General features: G+C 68.2%; 25 protein-coding genes. 15 read left to right on the top strand and 10 right to left on the bottom strand.

All coding sequences use genetic code 11. The features are described 5' to 3' along the window. Window positions 1–40 precede the first annotated feature (40 nt). The 5 genes from mnmE (at window position 41) to DES45_RS02490 (ending at window position 5,789) form a co-directional block, all read left to right on the top strand. Window positions 41–1,351 carry a tRNA uridine-5-carboxymethylaminomethyl(34) synthesis GTPase MnmE gene (mnmE, locus tag DES45_RS02510; protein ID WP_114768380.1) on the top strand — a complete coding sequence of 437 codons (1,311 nt, stop codon included), beginning with the start codon at window positions 41–43 and terminating at the stop codon, window positions 1,349–1,351. Between the two features lie 187 nt (window positions 1,352–1,538). Further along, window positions 1,539–3,416 carry a tRNA uridine-5-carboxymethylaminomethyl(34) synthesis enzyme MnmG gene (mnmG, locus tag DES45_RS02505; protein ID WP_114768379.1) on the top strand — a complete coding sequence of 626 codons (1,878 nt, stop codon included), beginning with the start codon at window positions 1,539–1,541 and terminating at the stop codon, window positions 3,414–3,416. Next, window positions 3,413–4,054 carry a 16S rRNA (guanine(527)-N(7))-methyltransferase RsmG gene (gene rsmG, locus DES45_RS02500; RefSeq protein ID WP_114768378.1) on the top strand — a complete coding sequence of 214 codons (642 nt, stop codon included), beginning with the start codon at window positions 3,413–3,415 and terminating at the stop codon, window positions 4,052–4,054. The genes mnmG and rsmG overlap by 4 nt, the downstream gene beginning before the upstream one ends. Continuing rightward, window positions 4,051–4,887 (top strand): ParA family protein, encoded by an 837-nt coding sequence (locus DES45_RS02495; RefSeq protein ID WP_114768377.1) that lies wholly within the window; start codon window positions 4,051–4,053, stop codon window positions 4,885–4,887. Before rsmG ends, DES45_RS02495 begins: the two co-directional genes overlap by 4 nt. Window positions 4,888–4,913: 26 nt before the next feature. Beyond that, a complete protein-coding gene (locus tag DES45_RS02490) occupies window positions 4,914–5,789 on the top strand; it encodes a ParB/RepB/Spo0J family partition protein (RefSeq protein ID WP_114768376.1) in 876 nt (291 codons plus the stop codon). 78 nt (window positions 5,790–5,867) lie between these two features. On the opposite strand, the gene DES45_RS02485 is transcribed toward DES45_RS02490, so the two are convergent. After that, window positions 5,868–6,173, bottom strand: coding sequence for a c-type cytochrome (locus DES45_RS02485; RefSeq protein ID WP_210210171.1), 306 nt, complete (start codon window positions 6,171–6,173; stop codon window positions 5,868–5,870). 179 nt (window positions 6,174–6,352) lie between these two features. Here DES45_RS02485 and DES45_RS02480 point away from each other — a divergent pair, with 179 nt between their 5' ends. Next, window positions 6,353–7,351 carry a Bug family tripartite tricarboxylate transporter substrate binding protein gene (locus DES45_RS02480; protein ID WP_114768374.1) on the top strand — a complete coding sequence of 333 codons (999 nt, stop codon included), beginning with the start codon at window positions 6,353–6,355 and terminating at the stop codon, window positions 7,349–7,351. 33 nt (window positions 7,352–7,384) lie between these two features. Next, entirely contained in the window at window positions 7,385–8,230 is an 846-nt protein-coding gene (locus DES45_RS02475; RefSeq protein WP_114768373.1) for a GNAT family N-acetyltransferase, read from the top strand. 15 nt (window positions 8,231–8,245) lie between these two features. Here the strand turns inward: DES45_RS02475 and DES45_RS02470 are convergent, their stop codons facing one another. The 4 genes from DES45_RS02470 to leuS are packed head-to-tail and all read right to left on the bottom strand — an operon-like array spanning window position 8,246 to window position 13,474. After that, window positions 8,246–9,259: a magnesium and cobalt transport protein CorA gene (locus tag DES45_RS02470; protein WP_114768372.1), complete on the bottom strand. Its 1,014-nt coding sequence runs from the start codon at window positions 9,257–9,259 to the stop codon at window positions 8,246–8,248. A 50-nt stretch (window positions 9,260–9,309) separates the two neighbouring features. Next, entirely contained in the window at window positions 9,310–10,329 is a 1,020-nt protein-coding gene (holA, locus tag DES45_RS02465) for a DNA polymerase III subunit delta (protein ID WP_114768371.1), read from the bottom strand. A gap of 6 nt (window positions 10,330–10,335) precedes the next feature. Next, entirely contained in the window at window positions 10,336–10,863 is a 528-nt protein-coding gene (gene lptE, locus DES45_RS02460) for an LPS assembly lipoprotein LptE (RefSeq protein WP_114768370.1), read from the bottom strand. Further along, window positions 10,850–13,474, bottom strand: coding sequence for a leucine--tRNA ligase (gene leuS, locus DES45_RS02455; RefSeq protein WP_114768369.1), 2,625 nt, complete (start codon window positions 13,472–13,474; stop codon window positions 10,850–10,852). Before leuS ends, lptE begins: the two co-directional genes overlap by 14 nt. Before the next feature lie 125 nt (window positions 13,475–13,599). Between leuS and DES45_RS02450 the strand changes: the two genes are divergently transcribed. Further along, window positions 13,600–14,280, top strand: a complete 681-nt coding sequence (locus DES45_RS02450) for a YggS family pyridoxal phosphate-dependent enzyme (RefSeq protein WP_114768815.1) — start codon at window positions 13,600–13,602, stop codon at window positions 14,278–14,280. A gap of 15 nt (window positions 14,281–14,295) precedes the next feature. Here DES45_RS02450 and bla read toward each other — a convergent pair whose 3' ends face one another. After that, window positions 14,296–15,171 (bottom strand): class A beta-lactamase, encoded by an 876-nt coding sequence (gene bla, locus DES45_RS02445; RefSeq protein WP_114768368.1) that lies wholly within the window; start codon window positions 15,169–15,171, stop codon window positions 14,296–14,298. A gap of 108 nt (window positions 15,172–15,279) precedes the next feature. Here bla and DES45_RS02440 point away from each other — a divergent pair, with 108 nt between their 5' ends. Continuing rightward, window positions 15,280–16,209 carry a LysR family transcriptional regulator gene (locus DES45_RS02440; protein ID WP_114768814.1) on the top strand — a complete coding sequence of 310 codons (930 nt, stop codon included), beginning with the start codon at window positions 15,280–15,282 and terminating at the stop codon, window positions 16,207–16,209. A 360-nt stretch (window positions 16,210–16,569) separates the two neighbouring features. Continuing rightward, entirely contained in the window at window positions 16,570–18,084 is a 1,515-nt protein-coding gene (locus tag DES45_RS02435) for an ABC-F family ATP-binding cassette domain-containing protein (protein ID WP_114768367.1), read from the top strand. Window positions 18,085–18,122: 38 nt separating this feature from the next. Here DES45_RS02435 and DES45_RS02430 read toward each other — a convergent pair whose 3' ends face one another. Beyond that, window positions 18,123–18,656, bottom strand: a complete 534-nt coding sequence (locus tag DES45_RS02430) for a L,D-transpeptidase family protein (protein WP_114768366.1) — start codon at window positions 18,654–18,656, stop codon at window positions 18,123–18,125. Window positions 18,657–18,868: 212 nt separating this feature from the next. Between DES45_RS02430 and DES45_RS02425 the strand changes: the two genes are divergently transcribed. The 3 genes from DES45_RS02425 to DES45_RS02415 all read left to right on the top strand — a co-directional run bounded on the left by DES45_RS02425 (window position 18,869) and on the right by DES45_RS02415 (window position 20,529). Beyond that, window positions 18,869–19,555, top strand: a complete 687-nt coding sequence (locus tag DES45_RS02425) for a response regulator transcription factor (RefSeq protein ID WP_114768365.1) — start codon at window positions 18,869–18,871, stop codon at window positions 19,553–19,555. 6 nt (window positions 19,556–19,561) lie between these two features. Then, entirely contained in the window at window positions 19,562–20,056 is a 495-nt protein-coding gene (locus tag DES45_RS02420; protein ID WP_114768364.1) for a cyclic nucleotide-binding domain-containing protein, read from the top strand. A gap of 122 nt (window positions 20,057–20,178) precedes the next feature. Next, window positions 20,179–20,529 (top strand): hypothetical protein, encoded by a 351-nt coding sequence (locus tag DES45_RS02415; RefSeq protein ID WP_114768363.1) that lies wholly within the window; start codon window positions 20,179–20,181, stop codon window positions 20,527–20,529. Between the two features lie 36 nt (window positions 20,530–20,565). Here DES45_RS02415 and xth read toward each other — a convergent pair whose 3' ends face one another. After that, window positions 20,566–21,381 (bottom strand): exodeoxyribonuclease III, encoded by an 816-nt coding sequence (xth, locus tag DES45_RS02410; RefSeq protein WP_114768362.1) that lies wholly within the window; start codon window positions 21,379–21,381, stop codon window positions 20,566–20,568. A 134-nt stretch (window positions 21,382–21,515) separates the two neighbouring features. Between xth and DES45_RS02405 the strand changes: the two genes are divergently transcribed. After that, the gene (locus tag DES45_RS02405) at window positions 21,516–22,271 is read left to right on the top strand and encodes an endonuclease III domain-containing protein (RefSeq protein ID WP_114768361.1); all 756 of its coding nucleotides are present in this window, start codon (window positions 21,516–21,518) and stop codon (window positions 22,269–22,271) included. Between the two features lie 100 nt (window positions 22,272–22,371). Beyond that, window positions 22,372–22,842: a BA14K family protein gene (locus tag DES45_RS02400; protein ID WP_425374250.1), complete on the top strand. Its 471-nt coding sequence runs from the start codon at window positions 22,372–22,374 to the stop codon at window positions 22,840–22,842. Window positions 22,843–22,910: 68 nt separating this feature from the next. Here the strand turns inward: DES45_RS02400 and DES45_RS02395 are convergent, their stop codons facing one another. After that, the gene (locus DES45_RS02395; RefSeq protein WP_114768360.1) at window positions 22,911–23,261 is read right to left on the bottom strand and encodes a RidA family protein; all 351 of its coding nucleotides are present in this window, start codon (window positions 23,259–23,261) and stop codon (window positions 22,911–22,913) included. 153 nt (window positions 23,262–23,414) lie between these two features. Further along, window positions 23,415–24,080: a winged helix-turn-helix transcriptional regulator gene (locus DES45_RS02390; protein ID WP_114768359.1), complete on the bottom strand. Its 666-nt coding sequence runs from the start codon at window positions 24,078–24,080 to the stop codon at window positions 23,415–23,417. Window positions 24,081–24,174: the final 94 nt, after the last annotated feature.

Here is a 24,174-nt window from a genome sequence, read left to right as displayed (position 1 = left end):
CCTTCAGTGTAAATCCTTTCGGCCTTCAAGGTTCATGCCCATGCACTCGGACGACACAATCTTCGCCACGGCTTCCGGGCACGGCCGCTCCGCGGTCTGCCTGATCCGGATCAGCGGCGGGAAAAGTCGATTCATTCTCGAAACGATGGCGGGAGGTGTGCCGGCGGCGCGACGGGCCGTCGTGCGGACCCTGAAGGATCCTGCCTCCGGCGAGCCGCTCGACCAGGCGCTCGTGCTGTGGATGCCGGGGCCGCAGAGCTTCACCGGTGAGGACCAGGCCGAACTCCACATCCATGGCGGCCTCGCCACGCGGACGGCGGTGCTGCGGGCGCTGGGCTCCCTCGACCGATGCCGGGCTGCGGAGGCCGGGGAGTTCACCCGGCGGGCCTTTCTCAACGGCCGCATGGACCTGAGCCGGGTCGAGGGCCTGGCGGACCTGATCGATGCCGAGACCGAAGCGCAGAGGCGTCAGGCGCTGGTCCAGCTCGGCGGCCGGCTCAGCAACATCGCCGAGACCTGGCGGGAGGAGATCCTCGGGGTCCTGGCCCTGCTGGAGGCTTGCCTCGACTTCTCGGACGAGGGGGACGTGCCCGCGGATCTCGAGACGGAGATCACCGGCCGCCTCGCCCGCCTTCGGGACGACTTCCACCGGGTGCTGGAAAATCGCAGCGGCGAGCGCCTGCGCGAGGGCCTGACCGTGGTTCTGGCCGGTCCGCCCAATGCCGGCAAGTCGACCCTGCTCAATGCCCTGGCGCAACGGGACGTTGCCATCGTGTCGCCGATCGCCGGGACGACCCGGGACCTGATCGAGGTTCATTGCGATCTCGGCGGCCTACCGGTGGCGATCGTCGATACGGCGGGGCTGCGCGAGAGCGAGGACCTCATCGAGCAGGAGGGCGTCGCCAGGGCCCGAGCGCGCGCCCGGGACGCGGACGTGGTGCTCTGGCTCGTTCCGCCCGAGGGAGGGGAGGGGGAGCCTCCGCAGGCGCGGCGCTTGATCCGGGTCGCCACGAAGGCGGACCTCAATCAGGTCCGGGACGATGTCGATCTGTCCCTGTCGGCGGCCACCGGGGAAGGGATGCCGGCGCTGATCCACGCCCTTGAGGCCGAGGCGCAGGCGATGCTCGGCCAGGGCGATGCGGTGCTCACCCGGGAGCGGCACCGCAAGGCGCTCGAGCGGGCCGGAGAGTCGGTGTCGCGCGCCCTGGAGATGATGATCGTGAGCGGTCCGCTCGAGCTGATCGCCGAGGAGGTCCGGCTCGCCGCTCGTGCCGTGGGGGAGATCACTGGGCGCGTCGATGTGGAATACGTGCTCGACCGGCTGTTCTCCAGCTTCTGCATCGGGAAATGAGCCATTATGAGGCCGCGAAGCTGTGGCTAAAGCACGGAATGGTGTGTGGATCGGGACCTGACAAGCGTCTGAGAATCGGTGCATAGACTGTGGACGACCGGTTCGTCGGAGCGGATGTTTCACGTGAAACATTTTGCCCTTTGACCCGGATCCGAACAGGCCGTAGACGCCTGTCCTGGAGACAAGAATGACCCAACATTTCGACGTGATCGTTGTCGGCGGTGGACATGCCGGCGCCGAGGCCGCGGCTGCCGCATCCCGCATGGGCGCGCGCACCGCTCTCGTCACCCACAAGGCCGGCACGATCGGTACCATGTCCTGCAACCCGGCCATCGGCGGGCTCGGCAAGGGGCACCTCGTCCGCGAGATCGACGCCCTCGACGGCGTGATGGGTCGGATCGCCGACAAGGCCGGCATTCAGTTCCGCCTGCTCAATCGCCGCAAGGGACCCGCCGTTCGCGGTCCCCGCACCCAGGCCGACCGCAAGCTCTATGCCCGCGCCATGCAGGCGGAGCTGTCCCGGACGCCGAACCTGACCATCATCGAAGGCGAGGCCGACGACCTGATCACGACGGGCGACCGGGTGTCCGGCTTGCTCCTGACCGACGGGCGCACCCTCGCCTGCGGCGCCGTCGTCATCACCACAGGGACCTTCCTGTCGGGGCTGATCCATATCGGCGAGCGCAAGATCCCGGCGGGCCGCATGGGCGAGCGCCCCTCGCTCGGACTGCCCAAAACCTTCGCCCGACTCGGCTTCAGCCTCGGCCGCCTGAAGACCGGCACGCCGCCCCGCCTGGACGGCCGCACCATCGACTGGGCCGGGGTCGAAAAACAGGCCGCCGACGACGAGCCGGTGCCGTTCTCCCACCTCACCGGCGAGATCACCACGCCTCAGATCGAATGCGGAATCACCCGCACGACGGCAGGGATCCACGACCTGATCCGGGCCAATCTCCACCGGGCGCCGATGTATGCTGGTGACATCCAGGGCAGGGGGCCGCGCTATTGCCCATCCATCGAGGACAAGGTGGTGCGCTTCGCCGACCGCGAGACCCATCAGATCTTTCTGGAGCCGGAGGGCCTCGACGACATCACGGTCTATCCGAACGGGATTTCGACCTCCCTCCCCGAGGATGTGCAGCTCGCCCTGCTGCCCCAGATCCCGGGACTCGAGAAGGTCCGCATGCTCCAGCCGGGCTATGCCATCGAGTACGATTACGTCGATCCGCGTAACCTGACGGCCAGCCTGGAGACGAAGGCGGTAAGCGGGCTGTTCCTCGCGGGCCAGATCAACGGCACCACGGGTTACGAGGAGGCCGCAGCCCAGGGCTTGGTCGCCGGCCTTAACGCTGCCCGGCGCGCCGCAGGACAGGACGGCGCGGTGTTCGACCGGGCCGAGTCCTATATCGGGGTGCTGATCGACGACCTGATCACCAGGGGCGTCAGCGAACCCTATCGCATGTTCACCTCGCGCTCCGAGTACCGGCTGAGCCTGCGCATCGACAATGCCGACGAGCGGCTGACCCCGAAGGGTCTCGACCTCGGCTGTGTCGGCCGGGACCGCCAGGAGCATTTCGGCCGGTCCCAGGAGGAGATCCGGCGCGTGGCCGGGCAGCTTCGCGGCCTCACGGCCACTCCGAAGGAGGCAGCGCGGCAGGGCCTCGAGCTGAACCAGGACGGGATCCGTCGCAGCGCCTATCAGCTTCTCTCCTACCCGCATATCGGCTGGGACGACCTCATCCGCCTGTGGCCGGAGCTCGGCTCCGTCTCTGGAACCGTGCGCGAGCGTCTCGAGACGGACGCCACCTATGCGGTCTATATGGACCGGCAGCAAGCTGATATCGCCGCCTACCGCCGCGACGAGGGCATCGTGCTGGAAGAGGGGCTCGACTTCCGTAGCCTCGCCGGCCTGTCGAACGAGATCAAGGCCAAGCTGGATCTCGTACGCCCGGCGACCCTTGGTCAGGCTGCCCGCATCGAGGGTATCACGCCAGCGGCTCTCACGCTGCTGGCGGCGCATGCCCGGAAGCTCTCCGCCAGGGTGCCGAGCGAGACCGCCGCATGAGCAGCTCTACTCCTGCAGCCGGTGTCGGCCACCTCGACGCTTTCGATGTTTCACGTGAAACAAAGGAGAGGCTCGCTCTGCTCGAACGGGAGCTTCGCCGCTGGCAGGCAATCAAGAACCTCGTTGGACCCGGCACACTCGACCACATCTGGGACCGGCACATCGTCGACTCGCTCCAGCTCCTCGATCTCGCACCCGATGCCAAGACCTGGCTCGACCTCGGATCCGGCGCCGGCTTCCCCGGCCTTGTTCTCGCTATCGCCGGGTTCGAGCGTGGCCTGAAGGTCGACCTCGTCGAGAGCAATTCCCGCAAATGCGCCTTCCTGCGCCAGATCGCCCGGCTCACAGGCGTGCACGCCACCGTGCACGAGGCGCGGCTCGAAGCCGTTATTCCGGGCTTCGTCGGCAAGGCCGATGTGGTCTCCGCCCGGGCGTTGGCATCCCTGTCGCAGCTTCTCGACTGGACCGCGCCGCTGTTGAAAGCGGGGACAATGGGCCTCTTCCCCAAGGGCCGGGACGCCGAGATTGAATTGACCGAGGCTCGCAAATCGTGGACATTCGACATCGAGATCCTGCCAAGCCGGACCGATTCCGAAGCCAGGATTCTCCGCATCACTTCCATTGAGAGTCGTTCATGACCACCGACCGCACCGGACCCGACGCAGGAGCGCCGGCACAGCCCCGCATTCTGGTTCTCGCCAACCAGAAGGGTGGCGTCGGAAAAACCACCACGGCCATCAATCTCGGCACCGCGCTCGCGGCCATCGGCGAGAAGGTCCTGATCCTCGATCTGGACCCGCAGGGCAACGCCTCGACCGGCCTCGGTATCGACCGCAAGAGCCGCAGGGTCTCGACCTATCACGTGCTGACCGGGGAAGCGTCGCTCGAGAGCGCCATCACCGAGACGGTGGTGCCAGGCTTATTCGTCGCGCCGTCGACTCTCGACCTGCTCGGCGTCGAATTGGAGATCGCGAGCCAGCGTGACCGTGCCCATCGCCTGCGCAACGCGATCAAGGCTCTGATGGGCGGGGATGTAACGAATCCCTTTACCTATATTTTGATCGATTGCCCGCCTTCGCTGAATCTCCTGACCATCAACGCCTTGACCGCCGCTGACGCCGTTCTGGTGCCCCTCCAATGCGAATTTTTCGCGCTGGAAGGTCTCAGCCAGCTGCTCAAGACGGTCGAGCAGGTCCGTTCGGCCCTCAACCCGAAGCTGACCATCCACGGCGTGGTGCTGACCATGTTCGACCCGCGCAACAACCTCTCCGGCCAGGTGGTGGCGGACGTGCGCCAGTTCATGGGCAGCAAGGTCTACGAGACCATGATCCCGCGGAACGTGCGCGTGTCCGAGGCGCCCTCCCACGGCAAGCCGGTCCTGCTCTACGATCTGAAATGCGCCGGGTCGCAGGCCTACCTGAGGCTCGCGTCCGAAATCATCCAGCGTGAGCGTGCGCTGCGCGCCGCGTAAGTTCCCAACACAATCGAGAGACAGGTATGGCAGACGAAGGCAAGTCGCGTTTGGGCCGGGGACTGGCGGCGCTCATCGGCGAGGTCGGGGACGAGATGACCGTGGTCGAGCGTGGCCGCGGCCAGCGCAAGGTCCCGGTCGAGTTCCTGCGTCCGAACCCGCGCAACCCGCGGAAAGTGTTCGAGGACGGTGAGCTCAAGGAGCTCACCCAGTCGATCCGCGACCGCGGCATCATCCAGCCGATCGTGGTCCGGCCGATGCCGAACACGCCCGACGCCTACGAGATCGTCGCCGGCGAGCGCCGCTGGCGCGCCGCGCAGGCCGCGGGCCTGCACGAGGTGCCGGTGGTGATCGTCGAGATCGACGACAAGACCTCGCTGGAATACGCAATCTTGGAGAACGTCCAGCGCGCCGACCTCAACCCGATCGAGGAGGCGGAGGGCTATTCGCGCCTTATGGCCGAGTTTTCCTACACGCAGGAGAACCTGTCCAAGATCATCGGCAAGAGCCGCAGCCACATCGCCAACATGATGCGTCTGACGGACCTGCCGCAGCCGGTGAAGAAGCTGCTCATCGACCGCCAGATCAGCGCCGGCCACGGCCGCGCCCTCCTGGCCGTGAGCGACCCGGTCGGCACCGCCAAGCGGATTCTCGACCAGGGCCTCAGCGTCCGCCAGGTCGAGGAGATCGCCCAAGGGGACCAGGGCAAGCCGCCGAAGCTCGAGACCAAGTCGGCCGTGAAGCCCGTGAAGGATCCGGACACCCGCGCCCTCGAAAAGGCCCTCCAGGACGTGCTGGGACTGACGGTCTCCATCGACCACAAGGGGCAGGGCGGCGAACTGCGCATCCGCTACAAGACCCTGGAGCAGCTCGACGGGTTGTGCCGGCGGCTCAATCCGTAAAAGCCCACAGCAAGACGCCCGTCCGGCTCTAACCCGACGGGCGTTGTGTCGTCCGGGGGCGGCTGCGGCCCGACTGGGCTACGATCCCGACTTCGGGTCCTGCTTGGCGAAATAGGCCGCCAGGGCCTCGATCTCCTCGTCGGTGAGACGCTTCGCCATCACCATCTGGGGGTTCTGCCGCTCGCCGCTGCGGAACAGACGCAGCTGGGCTGAGAGGTCATGAACTGGACGCCCGGCCAGCGCGGGCACGCCCTGCACCTGCGGCTTGCCGGTCTCTCCGTGACAGGACATGCACAATTCCAGCTTGTCGCCGACGTCCTGCGCCGCGGCCGGGCCAAGGGCCCAACAGGCGAGAAGCAGCACCGCAGCCGGTCTTCCGAACAAGCGAATCACCAAGGCACATCCTCCCGCGCGCGAGCCGATCGGGTACAACCCATACCGCGACTTTCTGAACGCCGCGTAACAGGAGCCTTCCGGGTTGCCCTCCATTGGCGGCTGCGCTCTCATGGCGAGTTGTGACCCAACGTCATCATCCCAACGACACAAATACCCAGGGAGCCGCCATGCCTTTCGCCTCAAGCCCGACCCGCCGCCTCATGCTGGGCCTCGCCCTCGGCCTCACCGCCACCCTGACGACGGGCGTCGCCTTCGCGCAAGCGGCCTATCCGCAGCGTCCGGTGCGCCTCATCGTGCCCTTCACGGCGGGCGGCACCACCGACATCTTCGCCCGGCTCGTGGGCGAGAAGCTGTCCGGGTCGCTGGGGCAGCAGTTCATCATCGACAACCGCGGCGGGGCAGGGGGCAACATCGGCACCGACGCGGTCGCGAAGGCGGAGCCCGACGGCTACACGCTCGTCATGGGAACGGTCGGCACCCACGCGATCAATCCGAGCCTCTACGCCAAGATGCCCTACGATGCGCTCACCGACTTCGCGCCCGTGGCCTATGTGGCGGGCGTTCCGAACCTGATGGTGGTGAGCCCCAAGAAGGTGAAGGCGACAAGCGTGCAGGAGTTCATCGCCGAGGCGAAGGCCGCGCCCGGCAAGTTCACCATGGCGTCCTCGGGCAACGGCACCTCGATCCATCTCTCGGGCGAGCTGTTCAAGCAGATGACCGGGATCGAGATGCCGCACGTGCCCTATCGCGGCAGCGGCCCGGCCGTAAACGACCTCATCGGCGGCCAGGTGGACGTGATGTTCGACAACCTGCCGTCCTCCATCGAGCAGGTCCGCGCCGGCAACCTCAGAGCCCTCGCCGTCACCTCGGCCCAGCGCTCGCCGGCCATCCCCGACAGGCCGACCCTGGCGGAAGCGGGCCTGCCCGGCTTCGAGGCCTCGAGCTGGTTCGCGCTCTTCGCCCCGAAGGGCACCCCGCCCGAGATCGTCGCCAGGCTGAACCAGGAGGTCCGCAAGGCGCTGGAAACCCCGGAGCTCCAGAAGCGCTTCGCGGATCTCGGCGGCGAGATCAAGCCGATGAGCCCGGACGAGCTCGCGGCTTACGTAAAGGCGGAGCACGAGAAATGGGCCAAGGTGGTGAAGGCCTCCGGCGCCAAGGTCGATTGACCCTGGCGTGCCGGCCCGGACGGGAGAGGCGCCATGGACCCTGAACTGACCATCCGGGTCATGGATCGGGCGGACCTCGATCTTGCGCTCCAACGGGCGGCGGCGGAGGGCTGGAACCCCGGTCTGAAGGATGCCGAGTGCTTCCAGGCCGCCGACCCGGACGGGTTCCTGGTCGGCTATCTCGGCGATGAGCCGGTGGCGTCGATCTCGGTCGTGCGCTACTCCGCGGGCTTCGGATTCCTGGGCCTCTACATCGTCCGGCCGGACCAGCGCGGGCGCGGCTTCGGGCGCCGGCTCTGGCAGGAGGGCATGGCGCATCTCGACGGCTGCACCGTCGGCCTCGACGGGGTCGTGGCGCAGCAGCCGAACTACGCCAGATCCGGTTTCGTCCTGGCGCACCGCAACGTGCGCTACGGCGGGACACCGGCGCTCCAGGCCCCGTCCGACATCCGCCTCCAGGCGGTCGGGCCGACGCTCACGGAAGCGGTCCTCGCCTATGACCGGTCGCTCTTTCCGGCCCCGCGGGAATCCTTCCTGCGCTGCTGGCTCCGGCCGGACCGCCGTGCCGCCCTGGCCTTCGTGGAGGAGGGGGCGCTGAGGGGCTACGGCGTCGTGCGCGAATGCGGGAGCGGCTTCAAGATCGGGCCGCTCTTCGCCGACCATGAGGAGGCGGCCGACCTCCTGTTCCGGGCTCTCGGGGCGAAGGCTGGCGGCGCACCGGTCTTCCTAGACCTGCCGGAGCCGAACGAGGCGGCCGTCCGGCTCGCCACTCGCCACGGGCTCGCGCCGGTCTTCGAGACGGCCCGCATGTACCGCGGGCCCGCGCCCAGCCTGCCGCTGGCGCGGATCTACGGCATCACCACCTTCGAGCTCGGGTGAGACTCATCGGCGGTCTTATAGCCAGTGATTGAGCCTGAAGCGCCGGTAGAGCCACGCGCAGACCAGGATGATCGCCGCCAGCACGACCGCATAGCCGTATTTCCAATGCAGCTCCGGCATGGCGTCGAAGTTCATGCCGTAGATGCCGGCGACGGCGGTCGGAACCGCCAGAATGGCCGCCCAGGCCGCGAGCTTGCGGGTAATCTCGGTCTGCTGGGCCTGACCGGTCATCAGGCTGGTCTCGAACGCGAAGGCCAGCACCTCGCGTAAGGACTCGATCTCCTCCTGGACCCGGCGGATATGGTCGGACACGTCCCGGAAGAGCGGATGCATCGTGGCGTCGATCCCCGGCAGGCCCGGATGCTCGAGCCGACGGCATACCTCCACCAGCGGCACGACGGCGTTGCGCAGGCGCAGCAGGTCGCGGCGGAGCTGGTACAGGCGCGTCACCTGGTCCTGCGAGAACTGGACCGCCAGGATCCCGTCCTCGATCTCCTCGACCTCGGCCTGGATGGTCTCGATCACCGGCATGTAATTGTCGACGATGAAGTCGAGGATCGCATAGAGGATGAAATCCTCGCCGGCCGACAGGGCCTTCGGGGCCGCCTCGCAGCGCTCGCGCACCGGGGTGTAGGATGTGGACGCGCCGTGCCGGACCGACACCACGTAGCCGCGTCCGACGAACAGGTGCGTCTCCCCGAAGGCGATGCGCCCGTCGAGCATCTGTGCCGTCCGGGCCACCACGAACAGGGCCTCGCCATATTGCTCGACCTTGGGCCGCTGGTGCGCCTTGAGGGCGTCCTCGATGGCGAGGTCGTGGAGGCCGAACTCGGCCTGGACCTGCCGCAGGAGGTCGAGGCTCGGCTCGTGGAGGCCGATCCAGACCATGTGGTCGGGCTTGCGCGACCACTCGCCGGCCTGCTCGATCGGGATCTCGGTGATCCGTCGTCCGCCCGCATAGACCGCGGAAGCGACGACGCCGGGAGGTCGCTGAACCGGGACGGAGCCGAGCCTGAGGGTTTCGGTCATGCCGGATCAACGCGCAAAGCCCCGAGAGGGTGCCGCGGCGCTGCGCCGATCTACCGCCGGGCCGCCCGTGCCAGGTCGAGCAGGGTCTTGGCCGCGATCGTGTCGTCCAGGTCGGACAGGCGACGGGTTTCCAGTAGGCTCGTCTGCAGGAGCTGGATCGCATGCCGGAGGCTGTCGGAGGTCCAGCGCTGAAGATGGCGCTCGATCTGGGGCTTGCGGCGGAAATGCAGGGAGCGCATGCCCTCGACCACCGCGCCGACCGGCCGGCCCTCCTCGACCGAAAGACGGGCCGGCAGCAGCATCAGGGCATGACGGAGGGCGGCGCCGAGCACGGTGGAGGCGTTCACGCCTTCCGCCGCGAGCCGGCGGGAGCCGGTCTCGAGGCCGGTGCCGTCGCCCCCGAAGGCGGCGTCGACCACCGAATCCATGGCAAGGCTCGACACGTCGCTCATGATCGCGTCCACGTCCGCCAGGGTGATCTCGGACTGGCCGCGGGCATAGAGCATCAGCTTGGCGAGCTCGCCACGGGTGGCGAGGCGGTCGCCGCCGAGGCTCGCCAGCAGCGCGGTGCGCGCCTCGCGGCCGATGGAAAAGCCGTTCTGCTTCAGGGTCTCGTCCACGACCGCCCCGAGGTCTTTCCCTGAATCCGCGTAGCACGGGAGGGCGAGCGCCTTTTGGGACTTCTCGCAGAGGGTGCGCAGGGGCGAGGACTTCTGGAGGTCGCCGCCCTCGATCACGATCACCGTGTCCTGCAATTCGCCCTTGAGGACGGCGTCGACGGCAGGCGCGATGTTGCGCGAGGTCGACTTGATCCACAGGGCACGCTTGCCGCCGAACAGCCCCATGGTGCCGGCCTCGTCTGCGAGGCGGCCGGGATCGGCCGCGATGTCGTCGCCGTCGATGCGGATCAGCTGAAACGGATCGGCCGGGTCGGTCACCGAGCGTTCGGCCAGGGCCTTGGCGCGCTCGTTGATGAGGCCGATGTCCGGTCCGTAGAACAGGAAGACGCCGATGCGCGGATCAGGGCGCCGCAGCGCCCCTTCCACGTCACCGGCTTTCACGGCCACCATAGCGGCTTACCGGCGCGAGAGTTCCGCCTGCAGGCGGGTCTTGACCTGCTCGGCCAGCTCCTTGGCGAGGCGGATCTCCGCGTCGCGGCCGGCGCGCACGGTGGCGAAGCGCTGCTCGAAGCGGTCGTAGGAGGCCGACTCTGTCGCGACGCCGGTGGTGATCACCGTCGGGCCTTCCTTCAGGGTGTAGGTGAGGCTGCCCGTGAGCGTCGCCGAAAGCGCGCGCCCGGACACGCTGTCGACCACCGGCGTGCTGATCGACTGGGTATATGACAGGTTCAGCACGTAGCGCTTTGGCAGGTCCTGGCCCGATCCATTGAGGGCGTAGATCAGCTCGCTGCGCAGGTAATGGCCGAAGCGGGCATAGGCCTCCGGCCAGTCAATCTCTGGCACATCGATTGAGGCCAGCATGGTTTGCAGCGACTGGCCGGAGGCCGTCGGCCCGTGGAGGGGACGGAAGCAGGCGGACAGGCCGAGAGAGAGGCCCGCGACGAGAGCGACGCGGGCAAGGCCCCTGAAATTAAGCGACGACATTCACGATCCTCTGGGGAACGACGATGATCTTGCGGGCAGGCTTGCCTTCCATAGCCTTTTGCACGGCGTCAAGCGAGAGCACGGCCGCCTCGATGGCGGACTGATCCGCGTCGCGGGCGACGGTGACGTCGGCGCGCTTCTTGCCGTTGACCTGCACCGGCAGTGTGATGGTGTCCTCCACCAGCAGGGAGCGCTCCACCGCCGGCCATGCGGCCTCGGCCGCCAGGCCCGGCTGGCTCAAGCTTTGCCAGCATTCCTCGGCGAGGTGCGGCATCATCGGGGCGAGCAACTGCACAAAGATGCGGCCGGCCTCGCGGAAGGCCTCGGCCAGGCCCGGCTCGTCGGCGTTCTTGGAGCGGGCCAGCAGGTCCTGCAGGCTGTTGGCGAGCTCGTAGATCTGCGCCACGCAGCGGTTGAAGCGCAGGCGCTCCACGTCCTCCTCGACGGCCGCGAGGGCCTTGTGGGCGGCCTTGCGGACGGCGGTGCCGATGGGTCCCTCGGCTGCGGCGCCGTCGCCGGCCGCGGCGCTGCGGTCGGCGATCTCGCCCACGAGGCGCCATACGCGCTGCACGAAGCGGCCCGCGCCCTGCACGCCTTCCTCGGTCCAGATCACGTCGCGCTCCGGCGGCGAGTCGGACAGCATGAACCAGCGCGCCGTGTCGGCCCCGTAGGACGCGATGATCTCGTCCGGATCGACCGTGTTCTTCTTGGACTTCGACATCTTCTCGATCGAACCGATCTCGATCGGCGCGCCGGTCGTCACGTGGACCGCCTTGCGGTTCGCGCCGTCGGACTCGATGCGCACGTCGCCGGGCAGCACCCAGGCGCCGCTCTGGTCCTTGTAGGTCTCGTGCACCACCATGCCCTGCGTGAACAGGCCCGCGAAGGGCTCGTCCAGGCTCACGTGGCCGGCCTTCTTCATCGCGCGGGTGAAGAAGCGCGAATAGAGCAGGTGCAGGATCGCGTGCTCGATGCCGCCGATATACTGGTCCACCGGCAGCCAGGAATCGACCACCGACCGCTCCACCGGCAGGTCCGCGAGGTCCGGATCGGTGAAGCGCGCGAAGTACCAGGACGAGTCCACGAAGGTGTCCATGGTGTCGGTCTCGCGCCGGGCCTTCCCGCCGCAATGCGGGCAGTCCACGTGCTTCCAGGTCGGGTGCCGGTCGAGCGGGTTGCCGGGCACGTCGAAGGAGACGTCCTCGGGCAGCACCACAGGCAGCTGGTCCTTCGGCACCGGCACGACGCCGCAGGCATCGCAGTGGATGATCGGGATCGGGCAGCCCCAGTAGCGCTGGCGCGAGATGCCCCAGTCGCGCAGGCGGAAATTGACCTTGCGCTCGCCCACCGGGCGGTTGGCGCGGGTCTCGGATTCCAGGCGGCGGGCGACCTCCTCCTTGGCCTCTTGGATCGTCATGCCGTCCAGGAAGCGGGAATTGATCATCCGGCCTTCGCCGTCATAGGCCTCGTCGGTGATCACGAAGGCGGCCGGATCCGTGTCCGGCGGGCACACCACGGGGGTGTTGCCCAGGCCGTACTTGTTCACGAAGTCCAGGTCGCGCTGGTCGTGGGCCGGGCAGCCGAAGATGGCGCCGGTGCCGTATTCCATCAGGATGAAGTTCGCGACGTAGACAGGCAGCGTCCAGTTCGGGTCGAACGGGTGCTGCGCCCGGATGCCGGTGTCGAAGCCGAGCTTTTCCGCCTTCTCGATCGCCTCCTGGGCGGTGCCGATGCGCTTGCACTCCTCGATGAAGGCGGCGAGCTCCGGGTTCTTCTCGGCAGCGGCGCGGGCCAGCGGATGGTCGGGCGCGACCGCCATGAACTTCGCGCCGAACAGGGTGTCGGGGCGCGTGGTGTAGATCTCGAGCTCGCTCTCGCCGTTCGGGGTCGTGTCGGGCTGCAGCGCGAAGCGGACCAGCAGGCCCTCGGAGCGGCCGATCCAGTTGCGCTGCATCAGGCGCACCTTCTCGGGCCAGCGGTCCAGCTCCTCGAGCTTCGCGTTCAGGTCCTCGGCATAGTCGGTGATCTTGAAGAACCACTGGGTGAGCTCGCGGCTCTCCACCAGGGCGCCCGAGCGCCAGCCGCGCCCGTCGATCACCTGCTCGTTGGCCAGCACGGTCTGGTCCACCGGGTCCCAGTTCACCTTCGCGGTCTTGCGGTCGACGAGGCCGGCCTCCAGGAAGTCCAGGAACATGCGCTGCTGGTGCTTGTAGTAGGACGGATCGCAGGTTGCGATCTCGCGGCTCCAGTCGATGGCCAGGCCCATGGACTGCAGCTGCGCCCGCATGGTGGCGATGTTGGCGTAGGTCCATTCCTTCGGGTGGACCTTGTTCTGCATGGCGGCGTTCTCGGCCGGCATGCCGAAGGCGTCCCAGCCCATCGGGTGCAGCACGTTGAAGCCCTTGGCGCGCTTGTAGCGCGCCACCACGTCGCCCATGGTGTAGTTGCGGACGTGGCCCATGTGGATGCGCCCGGACGGATACGGGAACATCTCGAGCACGTAGTATTTCGGCCGCGGGTCGTTGTTGGGGGTCTTGAACAGGTCGCGCTCGTTCCAGACCTTCCGCCATTTCGGCTCGGCTTCCTTGGCGTTGTAGCGCTCAGGCCTCATTTTTCGTCACTATCCGTCAGCTAAAAGTCGAAGCGGCTTGCGCCGCCGGGTTGCGGCGGACTAGGACACAGCTCTCCCGCGCGGTCAACGGCTTCGCGCGCGTGAGGGCCCCCGAGAGGATGCATATGAGCGATCACGACCCGGTCCAAGGCCTGAACGAGGTGCGCGCCGCCATCCGGCGCGCCGCGTCCGACTACGACCGCGACCCGGCCTCCGTCACCCTGGTGGCGGTGTCCAAGACCTTTCCGGCGGAGGACATCGAGCCCGTGCTGGCGGCAGGCCAGCGGGTCTTCGGCGAAAACTACGTGCAGGAGGCCAAGACCAAGTGGCCCGGCTTACGCGAGCGCTACGCGGACGTCGAGCTCCACCTCATCGGGCCGCTGCAGTCGAACAAGGCCAAGGAGGCGGTGGCCCTCTTCGACGCGATCCACACCCTCGACCGGCCCTCGCTCGCCGAGGCGCTCGCCAAGGAGATCGGGAAGTCGGGCAGGAAGCCCCGCCTGCTGGTCCAGGTGAACACCGGCGAGGAGCCGCAGAAGGGCGGCGTGGCGCCCGGCGACATCGACGCCTTCCTGGAGGCCTGCCGCACGACCTACGGCCTGGAGATCGAAGGGCTCATGTGCATCCCGCCGGCCGAGGACCCGCCCTCGCCGCATTTCGCCCTGCTCAACCAGATCGCCAAGCGCCAGGGCCTGAAAACCCTGTCCATGGGCATGAGCGCCGATTTCGACGAGGCGATCCAGCTCGGCGCCACCCATGTGCGGGTGGGGAGCGCGATCTTCGGGACTAGGCCGCGGAACGCTTGATCCCGACCCAGCCTCCTACAGGGTCGCGGCGACCCGTCCGACGTCCGCCAGCACCGCGTTGCGCTGCTCGTCCGTCGCCTTGGCCTCGGCATAGTAGGCGGCGATCAGAATAGAGCCGCGGCCGGGCGGCCAGAGGATCGCGATGTCGTTGGCGGCGCCGTTGTCGCCGGTGCCGGTCTTGTCGCCGACGCGCCAGTCCCGCGGCAACGCCGCCCGGATGCGCCTGTCGCCGGTCTTATTGGCGACGAGCCAGGCAGTGAGCTGCTCGCGCGAAGGACCCGACAGGGCCTCTCCGAGAAGCAGCTTCTCCATCGTGCCGAGCATCGCGGCCGGCGTGGTGGTGTCGCGCGGGTCCCCGGGCGTCGCCTCGTTCAGGGCGGTCTCGATCCGGTCGAGGCGCGTCATGGAATCCCCGAGCGTGCGCGCATAAGCCGTGAGGGCCGCAGGCCCGCCGAAGCTCTCGAGCATGAGGTTGCCGGCGGTGTTGTCGCTCGAAGTGATCGCCGCTTCGCAGATCTGAGCCATGGTCATGCCGGTGCCGACGTGCTTTTCCGTCACGGGCGACCAGCGCACGAGATCGGCCTTCGTGAAGGTCATGTGGCGGTCGAGGCGCTCCTCGCCGCGATCGACCCGGGCGAGCACGAGGGCGGCCGCCACGGCCTTGAACGTGCTGCACATGGCAAACCGTTCCCCGGCCCGGTGCTCGATCCGCCGACCGGTCTGCGTGTCGAGGATGGCGACCCCGAGGCGGCCGCCGTGCCGGCGCTCCAGGTCTGCGAGCCGGGCCTTCGGGTCCTGCGCGGCGGCCCGGCCGGCGAGGGCTGGAATCGCCAGAAAGGAGCCGGCGAGCGCCGTCCGGCGCGTGATGGAGATTTTCGTTCCTGATGGCATGGCGAAGAGCCCTGTCGTTGCGAAAGCAACTCGGCTATAGCCGGGCCGGAATGCTGAATGAAGTGACATGTCTTCAGCTCCGGCTGAACCGCATTCAGGGGAATGTTCATGGATTGGCGACGGCTCGACCTGAACCTGCTGAAGGTTCTGGGATGCATGCTGGAGGAGCGCAGCGTCGCCCGCACGGCCGAGCGGCTCTTCATCACGCCCTCGGCCGTAAGCCACGCGCTCGCCCGCCTGCGGCGCGCCTTCGGGGACCCGCTCTTCGTGCGCTCGGGCGCCCTCATGGTGCCGACGCCCCGCGCAGCGGCCCTCGAACGGTCGCTGGCGGTCTTCACCGCGAGCCTCGATCTCCAGCTCGACCCGTCCCGGGCAAGCGACGCGGCCTTCGACCCCGCCCGCTCGACCCGCAACATCCGGATCGTGGCGCCGGGCGCCCTCGACCTCAGCCTCGTCCCGCGCATCGTCGCGGCCATGCGGGAGGCGGCTCCCGGCATGACGCTCGCGGTCGAGCCCTTCGAGCGGCGCAGCTACGAGAACGACCTCGCGAGCGGCCGGGTGGACTTCGTGTTGTCGGTCGGCGGGCACACCCTTGCCAGCGACAACGTGGGATCCGCCGTGGTGCGCGAGGACGAGCTCGTGGTGCTGGTCGGGCCGAAATCGGCCCTCTACGACGGGCCCGACGCCATCGAGACAGCCGCGTATCTCTCCCAGCCTCAGGTCTATCCGCTCCCGTGGCCGGTGATGCAGAATTATCTCGACGTGGTCCTGGCCCGCAGCGGCAAGCGCCGCAACTTCTCCCTGCTCCTGTCGAGCTATGCGGGCCTCGGCGAGGTGCTGACCGGGACCGACCTGATCGCGTCGCTGCCCGACCACACCGCGGCCGTGCTGGTGCGCAGCCATCCGACCTTAAGGCTCCTGCGGATGACTCCGGTGCGGCGCTCCGACCTCACCTTGCTCTGGTCGCAGGCGGGCCAGCAGGAGCCTGCGCTCCGCTGGATGAAGTCCGTCATCGCGACGGCCGCTTCCGCCGAATAGGCGGCGGGAGTTGCCTCCCGCATGGACGGCCGCTAAGCTTAACCCATCGATCCACGTTCGAACCACAGGAGGGCTGCATGTGTGAAGCGATGCATCTACGCATGTTCGGCCCCTGGCATGCCCTGCAGCAGCTTGTTGCAGGGCCGGCCATCGATCGGATGTGACGAGGGGTTTCCTCCCAGCATTTTCAGCCGCACAACCGGCCTTTCGCCGGTGCTGACAATGCTCCCCTGGTCCTCATCCCATTCTGGTCAGCTCTGAACGGCTCGTCCGCCGCGCTTCGTCGAAGCGGCCGGCGGAAAGACGGACGTTCCCGCTATCGCGCGATGGTTTTTCCGCGCAAGACCAATGAGATGACCCATGGGCTCCATCAGCCTCCGCAATGTCGGCGTGCTCGCCGCGAATCCCCTGTTCCAGAACCTCAACCTCGTCATCGGCGAGGGCGACCGCATCGGCCTCGTGGCCGCCAACGGCGCCGGCAAGTCCACGCTGCTCAAATGCCTCGCCGGGCTCGCCGAGCCGACCTCGGGCGAGATCGTCCGCTCGCGCGGTTTGCGCATCGGCCTCGTCGAGCAGGAGGTGCCGGTACACCTCCTCGATCTCTCCCTTCGCGAGGTCCTGCACCGGGCCCTCGATCCCGAGGATCGCGACGGGCAGGACTGGCGCATCGACATGGTGCTCGACGAGTTCGAGACGCCGGCCGATCTGCGCGAGCGCCCGATGCGGGCGCTCAGCGGCGGGTGGCAGCGGCTCGCGCTGATCGCCCGCGCCTGGATCGCCGAGCCGGACCTGCTGCTGCTCGACGAGCCCACCAACCATCTCGATCTCGCCAAGCTGTTCTGGCTGGAGACGTGGATCGGGAATGCCGGCTACCGGGCGCCCGTCGTGGTCGCGAGCCACGACCGGGACTTCCTCGACGCCTGCACCACCAAAACCCTCTTCCTGCGCCCGGGGGAATCCGTGTCCTTCGCGCATCCGTACCGCCGCGCCCGCGCGCTGCTGGACGCGCACGATGCGGCGGCGCAGGCACAGCAGGAAAAGACCCTGAAAGAGGTGAAGCGCCTGCGCCAGAGCGCCCAGGAGCTGCGCAACGTAGGGATCAACAGCGGCAGCGACGCCGCCCAGGTGAAGTCCGCCCAGATGAAGCGGCGCGCCGAAGCCCTGGAGCAGGGCGCGCGCGCGCTTCACCAGGAGAGGCCGGGCGAGATCAGGCTCGCCAGCCGGGGCACGCATGCGCGGGTGCTGGTGCGGATCGAGAATGTGGTCGTGGCGACGCCCGACGGGCGCGGTCTCTTCACGATCCCAAGGCTCGAGGTGGCGCAGCAGGACAGGATCGTGGTGCTCGGACGGAACGGCGCCGGCAAGTCCCAGCTGGTGCGCCTGCTGCACCGGGCCGCGACGGAGCCGGACAGCGTCCCCGGCATCCGGGTCAGCCCGAGCCTCGCGCCGGGCTACGTGGACCAGGACATGTCGCAACTGCCCGAGCGGACCACGGCGCACGACTTCATCCTGTCGCGCTTCCGCCTCGGCGATCAGCGCAGCCGCGCCGTCCTGGCGGAGGCGGGATTCTCCATCGAGCGCCAGGGGCTTCCCATCGGCAAACTCTCGCTGGGCCAGAAAGCCCGCCTCGGCCTCCTGGCCCTGCGGCTGTCGTACCCGAACGTCTATCTCCTGGACGAGCCCACGAACCACGTGGACATTCCGGGCCGCGAGCAGCTCGAAGCGGAGATCCTGGATTCGGACGCGACCTGCATCGTGGCCTCGCACGACAGGAGCTTCGTGAACAGCATCGGGACCCGCTTCCTGCTCATCGACCGGGGACGGATCCGGGAGATCGACGGGCCGGAGGTGTTTTACGAGACCATGCGCGGTTGAGCGGTGTTCCCACGCTCAGTGAAGTCGCGGAAACGCCATCACCCGACGATCTCGATCCGGGTCTTCGGGCCGATCCGCTCGAGCAGGCGGCGGATCATGCGCCGGTCGACGGCGACGCAGCCCTCGGTCGGCGTGAACCCTGAGCGGGCGAGGTGGAGGAAGATGGCGCTGCCGCGGCCCCGCACGATAGGACCGCGGTTCCAGCCGATGTCGAGCACCACGTCGTAGAGGTGATCGTCGCGCCACATCTTCTCGTGGCTCGTGGGGCAGGGCAGGGGGACGAGGCGGTTGTAGCGCCGGTCGGCGGGGTCGTCCGACCAGCCGTCCCGCGGCCGGATGCGGCGAAGCGCGAGGCCCGTGCGGGGCCGGGGCCCGTGATCGGCCCGGTAGAAGGCCTGGAGCAGGCGGAAGCGTCCGACCGGCGAGGCGCCGTCGCCCTCGCGCTTGCCCGGGCGCGTTCCGGAGCGGCCGAGCGCGCAGGGCAGCACGAGATTGCCGGCCTCCAGCCGCCCACGGCGGTGGTCGAGCGGGGAGCGATGGACTCGGACGACGGCGACGTAAGCACGTTTCATGGCAGTGGAAGGCCAGGGCCCGCCCCTTGTTGTCAAGCTGGGAATGACTACTCTAAGGCAAGATCCTGAACGGCACGTCTCGTATCCGCCACCGGCGAGATCCGGTTGTCCGGCAAGGGCGCCGTTGTTGACCGACGGGGCGGCCTTGCCGATATCAATCGGTCCCAAGCCGTTCCGCCGCCTGCCCGATCCACTGCGTTGAAGGGTTTCCGATGTCGAATGCCAGCCGCCTCCTTGTCGTCGACGACGATCAGGACCTGCGCGACACTCTCGCCGAACAGCTCGGCCTGTACGACGAGTTCCGCGTCTCGACCGCGGAAACGGCAACGGGCGCCATCGAGGCCGTCAAGGGCGACCGGATCGACCTCGCCATTATGGATGTGGGCCTCCCCGACATGGACGGGCGCGACGCGGTCAAGGTCATGCGCCAGGGCGGCTTCCGCAGCCCCATCATCATGCTGACGGCGCAAGGGTCCGACACCGACACGGTAATGGGCCTGGAGGCGGGCGCCAACGACTACGTGGTCAAGCCGTTCAAGTTCGCGGTGCTGCTCGCCCGCATCCGGGCGCAGCTGCGCCAATACGAGGCCAGCGAGGACGCGGTCTTCCAGATCGGCCCCTACACGTTCCGGCCGGGATCGAAGCTGCTGACCACCGAGAAGGGCTCCAAGCTCAAGCTCACCGAGAAGGAGACCGCGATCCTGCGTTATCTCTACCGGGCCGGCCAGGCCGTGGTGGGGCGCGACACCCTGCTGACCGAGGTCTGGGGCTACAACTCCAACGTCACGACCCATACGCTCGAGACGCATATCTACCGGCTGCGGCAGAAGATTGAGGCCGACCCGTCGAACGCCCGCATCCTGGTCACCGAGCCCGGCGGCTACAAGCTGATCCCCTGACCCGTCATGGCGCTCGAAGACGATATCGCGATCCTGTCGAGGGCGCCCCTGTTCAGCCTGCTCGACCGGGACGCCCTGCGGCTGGTCGCCTTCGCGTCCGAAACCCGGATCCTGCGCGCGGGCGACATGCTGTTCCGCAAGGGCGACCGTTCGGACGGGGGCTACGTGGTGAGCCGCGGCGCCATCGGGCTCGACGCCAATGACGACGGGTCGCCCGCCGCCTTCGTGGCCGGCCCCGGCTCCCTCATCGGCCAGGCGGCCCTGTTCACCCGGGTGGTGCGCCCGGCCACCGCCATCGCGCAGGAACCGTCCACAGTAATCCGCGTGACGCCCAGCCTCATGCGCCGCGTGCTGGAGGAGTTTCCGGACGCCGCCGCCGCCATGCACGACGCCATGGCCGAGGAGCTGGACCGGCTGACGGAAGGCCTCGAAAAGGTCCGCCAGCAGCTCATCGCCATCGACGGCGAGACGCCCGCGAAGCCCGACGAGGACCAGGGCTGAAGCCGCCGCAGGCCCGCCCTTCGCCCGCTGGCTCAGACGTAATTACCTTGCGGAAATTCAGGGTTCACGAGAGGCGCGGATCGGGTAACTTGGCCGCAATGGCAACGATTCGAGGAAGGGCGATGTTCAAGATACATCCGGGCCTCAAAGCCATCGCCATCCTGGCAGGACCCGCCGCCCTGATCCTCGGCGTCCATGCGGTCTCCAAGAATCTCGAGCCTTCCCGGCCCTACGACCCCCGGACCGCCGAGCTCATGCGGAGCATCTACGAGCGCTGCACGGCAGTGCCGAAGCTCGAGCGGACCGTGCGCTGCGACGAGTACGTGAGCTATTTCGAGGCCTGCACCCGGGGCCAGGTCGAATGCAGCCTCGCCTCCGCGCACGAGCTCCTGGCGCGCCTGAGCTTCAACCCGCCGCCCCTGCGCCTGCCGGTGGTCGAGCCGGTCTCCGTCACCCACGCCTCCGCACCCTGACTAGGGCGTCCCGAGCCTCCAGCCGAAACGGCGGGCTCACAGCTCCAGCACGGCCGTCACCGGCACGTGGTCGGAGGGGCGCTCCCAACCGCGGGTCTCGCGGGTCACGTCGATGGAGCGGACGGCATTCTTGATGTCGTCGGAGACCCAGATGTGGTCGAGGCGGCGGCCCTTGTCGGCGGCGGCCCAATCGGGCGAGCGATAGCTCCACCAGGAATAGATCTTTTCCGGCTCCGGCCGCAGGTGGCGCATGGCGTCGGTCCAGCCCGCCTCCTGCCGCAGCTCCTCGAGCGCCGCCGTCTCGACGGGCGTATGGCTCACCACGTCGAGGAGTTGCTTGTGGCTCCACACGTCGTGCTCCAGCGGGGCGACGTTCAGGTCGCCGACCAGAATGGCCGGCGTGGCCGTAGGCTTCGCCCGTCCGCCCCAGGCCCGCAGCTCCTCCATGAACTGGAGCTTGTGGCGGAACTTCTCGTTCACGTCCGGATCCGGGATGTCGCCGCCGGCCGGCACGTAGAAGTTATGGATCACGACGCCCGAGGCCGCCTTGGCCTGGGGCGCCAGGGTCACGGTGATGTGGCGGGCATCCTGACGACCGCACATCTCCATCACGCTCGTCTCCGAGAAGGGGAAGCGGGACAGGATCGCGACGCCGTTGTAGCCCTTCTGGCCCATATGGACCACGAACGGATAGCCGAAGGATTGCAGCTCTTTGAGCGGAAACTTGTCGTTCGGGCACTTGGTCTCCTGCAGGCACAGCACGTCCGGCCGCCGCTCCTTCAGGAAGCGCTGCACCTGCTCGATGCGCAGGCGGACGGAGTTGATGTTCCAGGTGGAGATGGTGAGATTCACGGGGCAGGTTCCCTTCGGCCGGACGCCTCTGGGCTACGACAGATTTTTTCGCGAGGGAAGCGTCCCGGAGCGCGATCGGGGGTGCGCGTCGCGAAATGCGGGAACCCGGGACCCGATTCGCGGATTCCCGGCCCATGGCGACGGACCAGGACGATCTCAGGCGAAAGGCGCTCGCGATCCACGAGCGGCTCTGCGCCGTCTATGGCTGCCCGATTGCCTATTTCCACAGCCTCGATCCGTTGAGCGAGCTGATCTCGTCGCTCCTGTCCCATCGCACCCGCAACGCCGATTCGGGCCGCGCCTTCAAGGCCCTGCGGGCGCGCTACGCCGACTGGGCCCTGTTGCGCGACGCGCCGGTCGCGGAGGTGGAGGAGACGATCCAGGGGGTGACCTGGCCGGAGCAGAAGGCGCCGCGCCTGAAGGCGGTGCTCGCGGCGATCACCGAGCGGCACGGGAGCCTGACCCTCGATTTCCTGGCCGGCATGCCCGTGGCGGAGGCGCGAGCCTGGCTCGAGGGCATTCCAGGGGTCGGGCCGAAGACCAGCGCGGCGGTCCTGTCCTTCTCGACCCTGCGGCAGGCGGCGCTGCCCGTCGACAGCCATCATCACCGGGTCGCGCAGCGCACCGGGCTCATCCCGCGCTCCATGAGCGTCGGCCCGTCGCACGTGGCGCTCGCGGCCCAGCTGCCGGCCGACTGGGACGCGCAGCAGATCTACGACAACCACGAGGTCATGATGCTGCACGGCCAGCGCTGCTGCTTTTATCGGAGCCCCGCCTGCCGCCGCTGCGCGATCCTGGATCTCTGCCCGACCGGGCAGGGGATCCTGCACGGCGGCGAGGCCGTAGAGGCCGAGGGCGCTTCCGAAAATGCCGCATCCGTGCGCCCCTGAGGCGGCTCACGTTTCGGTGAGTGCTGACGGCTGAATAATCCTATCGAGGGAACGACCCTGCCCCCGGCGCGTTCGACCCGCAACGTCAAAGGAGCATTTCATGCGTAAGATGTTGATGGCTGTTGTTGCGTCCGCCGCGTTCGGGTCCGTCGGCCTCATGGCCGCGCCCGCCTCCGCCCAGACCCAGGCTGCTCCGGTGAGCGACGTGGTCTCGGCGCTGAAGAACGGTCAGCTGCAGACCGATTATTCGCAGTATTACCGCCGCGGCGGCTATTATCGCGGCGGCCCGCGCTACTATGGCCGCCCCTATGCCTATGGCCGTCCGTATTACGGCCGCCCCTACGGCTATTACCGCCGTGACCGTGGCAACGCCCTCGCGGCCGGCGCCGTGGGCCTTGCCACCGGCGCGATCATCGGCGGCGCCCTGGCGCAGTCTCAGGCCCAGGCCGCACCGGTCTATGTGGCCCCGAACCAGGGCTCGGTCGCCTATTGCTCGCAGCGCTTCAAGTCCTACGACCCGGCTTCGGGCACCTATCTGGGCTATGACGGCCTGCGCCATCCCTGCCCGTAACGCGGCAGGCATGGGCACAACGAAAAACGGGCCCCTCGGGGCCCGTTTCTTTTGGCGGCGTCCCGCGCTTACTTCGCCGCGATGACGGCGATCTCGACCTTGAAGGGCGGAGCCGCGAGCTTGGCCTCGACGGTGGCGCGGGCCGGGGTGTTGCCGGGGGAGACCCAGGAATCCCACACGGCGTTCATCTCCTGGAACGTGCTCATGTCGGTGAGCCAGATATTCGCCATCAGGATCTTCGACTTGTCGGTGCCGGCCTCGGCCAGAAGCCCGTCGATGATCGACAGGATCTCGGTGGTCTGCTCGGTGACGCTCTTGCCCGCCGTGGTGTTGGCCACCTGGCCGGCGAGGTAGACCGTGTCGCCGTGCACGACGGCGCCGCTCATGCGGGGACCGGGCTTGATGCGCTGAATCGTCATGATGTGCCCCTTGGCTGATTGGGATTGCCTCCCGCTTGTGGGATGGGTCGGCCCCGGCGGTCAAGCGCATCATGCGGAAAAAATGGGCCCGGTTTTCGCTGACGCGGCCCTTCGGGTCCGCTCGAACGATGCGCTGCTCCAAAAAATGAAACGTCACGCCGCCGGCTCGATCCCGGCGAAGAGGTAGCGGTCGAACCAGTCCGGGAAGGCGCGCACGAGCGCCTTCGGCCCCTCGACCGACAGGCCCATGCGCTGCGCCTGCGCGAAGCCGATATCGCCTCGCCACCAGGCCACCAGGGCGGCGAGCGGCGCACGGATGCAGAGCGCCTCCGGAAAGCCGGGATTCTGGGTGCAGAGCGAGACCTCGGACGCCTTCAGCAGCATGAACCGCGGCTGGCGTTCGCCCTCGATCTCGAAGCGCAGCACGATCGGCTCCGGCGGGAGCGCATCCGCGCGCACGCGCCGCGCCATGTCGACGAGCAGCGGCTGTGCGTCCAAATCCTCTCCAGCCGCGTGACGCGGCAGCCAGCGCTGGCCCCAGGCGCCCATGGCCCTGATCAGATCGGCGAGTTCCAGGCCCGATTCCGAGAGGTCGTATTCGGGGCCATGCTGGCCGTCCGTACGGGTCAGGACCCCGACGGCCACCAGCTCCTGCAGGCGCTCGGACAGCATGGTACGCGAGATCCGCGGGATGCCCCGGCGGATGTCGTTGAAACGCCGGCTGCCGCACAGGATCTCGCGCACGATCAGCAGCGTCCAGCGCCCGCCCAGCACCTCGTGGGCGCGCGCTATCGAACAGAACTGACCGTATCCCGACATGGGATCAGCGCTAGCACGCGGCCGGCCGGCGGAGAAGTCCGGATTCCGGACCTGACACCGGGCCGGTTCGGCCCTAACAGGCGAGGCACCACGA

The organism is Microvirga subterranea, from assembly GCF_003350535.1.
GTDB classification, from domain to species: Bacteria; Pseudomonadota; Alphaproteobacteria; order Rhizobiales; family Beijerinckiaceae; genus Microvirga; species Microvirga subterranea.
Note: the sequence above shows the minus strand (reverse complement) of the source record. Positions and strands in the feature narration are given on the sequence as shown.

Bases quoted from the DNA above. Each gene is read 5' to 3' on its own strand.
- mnmE (WP_114768380.1), top strand. From the start codon at position 41: ATGCACTCGGACGACACAATCTTCGCCACGGCTTCCGGGCACGGCCGC.
- mnmG (WP_114768379.1), top strand. From the start codon at position 1,539: ATGACCCAACATTTCGACGTGATCGTTGTCGGCGGTGGACATGCCGGC.
- rsmG (WP_114768378.1), top strand. From the start codon at position 3,413: ATGAGCAGCTCTACTCCTGCAGCCGGTGTCGGCCACCTCGACGCTTTC.
- DES45_RS02495 (WP_114768377.1), top strand. From the start codon at position 4,051: ATGACCACCGACCGCACCGGACCCGACGCAGGAGCGCCGGCACAGCCC.
- DES45_RS02490 (WP_114768376.1), top strand. From the start codon at position 4,914: ATGGCAGACGAAGGCAAGTCGCGTTTGGGCCGGGGACTGGCGGCGCTC.
- DES45_RS02480 (WP_114768374.1), top strand. From the start codon at position 6,353: ATGCCTTTCGCCTCAAGCCCGACCCGCCGCCTCATGCTGGGCCTCGCC.
- DES45_RS02475 (WP_114768373.1), top strand. From the start codon at position 7,385: ATGGACCCTGAACTGACCATCCGGGTCATGGATCGGGCGGACCTCGAT.
- DES45_RS02470 (WP_114768372.1), bottom strand. From the start codon at position 9,259: ATGACCGAAACCCTCAGGCTCGGCTCCGTCCCGGTTCAGCGACCTCCC.
- holA (WP_114768371.1), bottom strand. From the start codon at position 10,329: ATGGTGGCCGTGAAAGCCGGTGACGTGGAAGGGGCGCTGCGGCGCCCT.
- lptE (WP_114768370.1), bottom strand. From the start codon at position 10,863: ATGTCGTCGCTTAATTTCAGGGGCCTTGCCCGCGTCGCTCTCGTCGCG.
- leuS (WP_114768369.1), bottom strand. From the start codon at position 13,474: ATGAGGCCTGAGCGCTACAACGCCAAGGAAGCCGAGCCGAAATGGCGG.
- DES45_RS02450 (WP_114768815.1), top strand. From the start codon at position 13,600: ATGAGCGATCACGACCCGGTCCAAGGCCTGAACGAGGTGCGCGCCGCC.
- bla (WP_114768368.1), bottom strand. From the start codon at position 15,171: ATGCCATCAGGAACGAAAATCTCCATCACGCGCCGGACGGCGCTCGCC.
- DES45_RS02440 (WP_114768814.1), top strand. From the start codon at position 15,280: ATGGATTGGCGACGGCTCGACCTGAACCTGCTGAAGGTTCTGGGATGC.
- DES45_RS02435 (WP_114768367.1), top strand. From the start codon at position 16,570: ATGGGCTCCATCAGCCTCCGCAATGTCGGCGTGCTCGCCGCGAATCCC.
- DES45_RS02430 (WP_114768366.1), bottom strand. From the start codon at position 18,656: ATGAAACGTGCTTACGTCGCCGTCGTCCGAGTCCATCGCTCCCCGCTC.
- DES45_RS02425 (WP_114768365.1), top strand. From the start codon at position 18,869: ATGTCGAATGCCAGCCGCCTCCTTGTCGTCGACGACGATCAGGACCTG.
- DES45_RS02420 (WP_114768364.1), top strand. From the start codon at position 19,562: ATGGCGCTCGAAGACGATATCGCGATCCTGTCGAGGGCGCCCCTGTTC.
- DES45_RS02415 (WP_114768363.1), top strand. From the start codon at position 20,179: ATGTTCAAGATACATCCGGGCCTCAAAGCCATCGCCATCCTGGCAGGA.
- DES45_RS02405 (WP_114768361.1), top strand. From the start codon at position 21,516: ATGGCGACGGACCAGGACGATCTCAGGCGAAAGGCGCTCGCGATCCAC.
- DES45_RS02400 (WP_425374250.1), top strand. From the start codon at position 22,372: ATGCGTAAGATGTTGATGGCTGTTGTTGCGTCCGCCGCGTTCGGGTCC.
- DES45_RS02395 (WP_114768360.1), bottom strand. From the start codon at position 23,261: ATGACGATTCAGCGCATCAAGCCCGGTCCCCGCATGAGCGGCGCCGTC.
- DES45_RS02390 (WP_114768359.1), bottom strand. From the start codon at position 24,080: ATGTCGGGATACGGTCAGTTCTGTTCGATAGCGCGCGCCCACGAGGTG.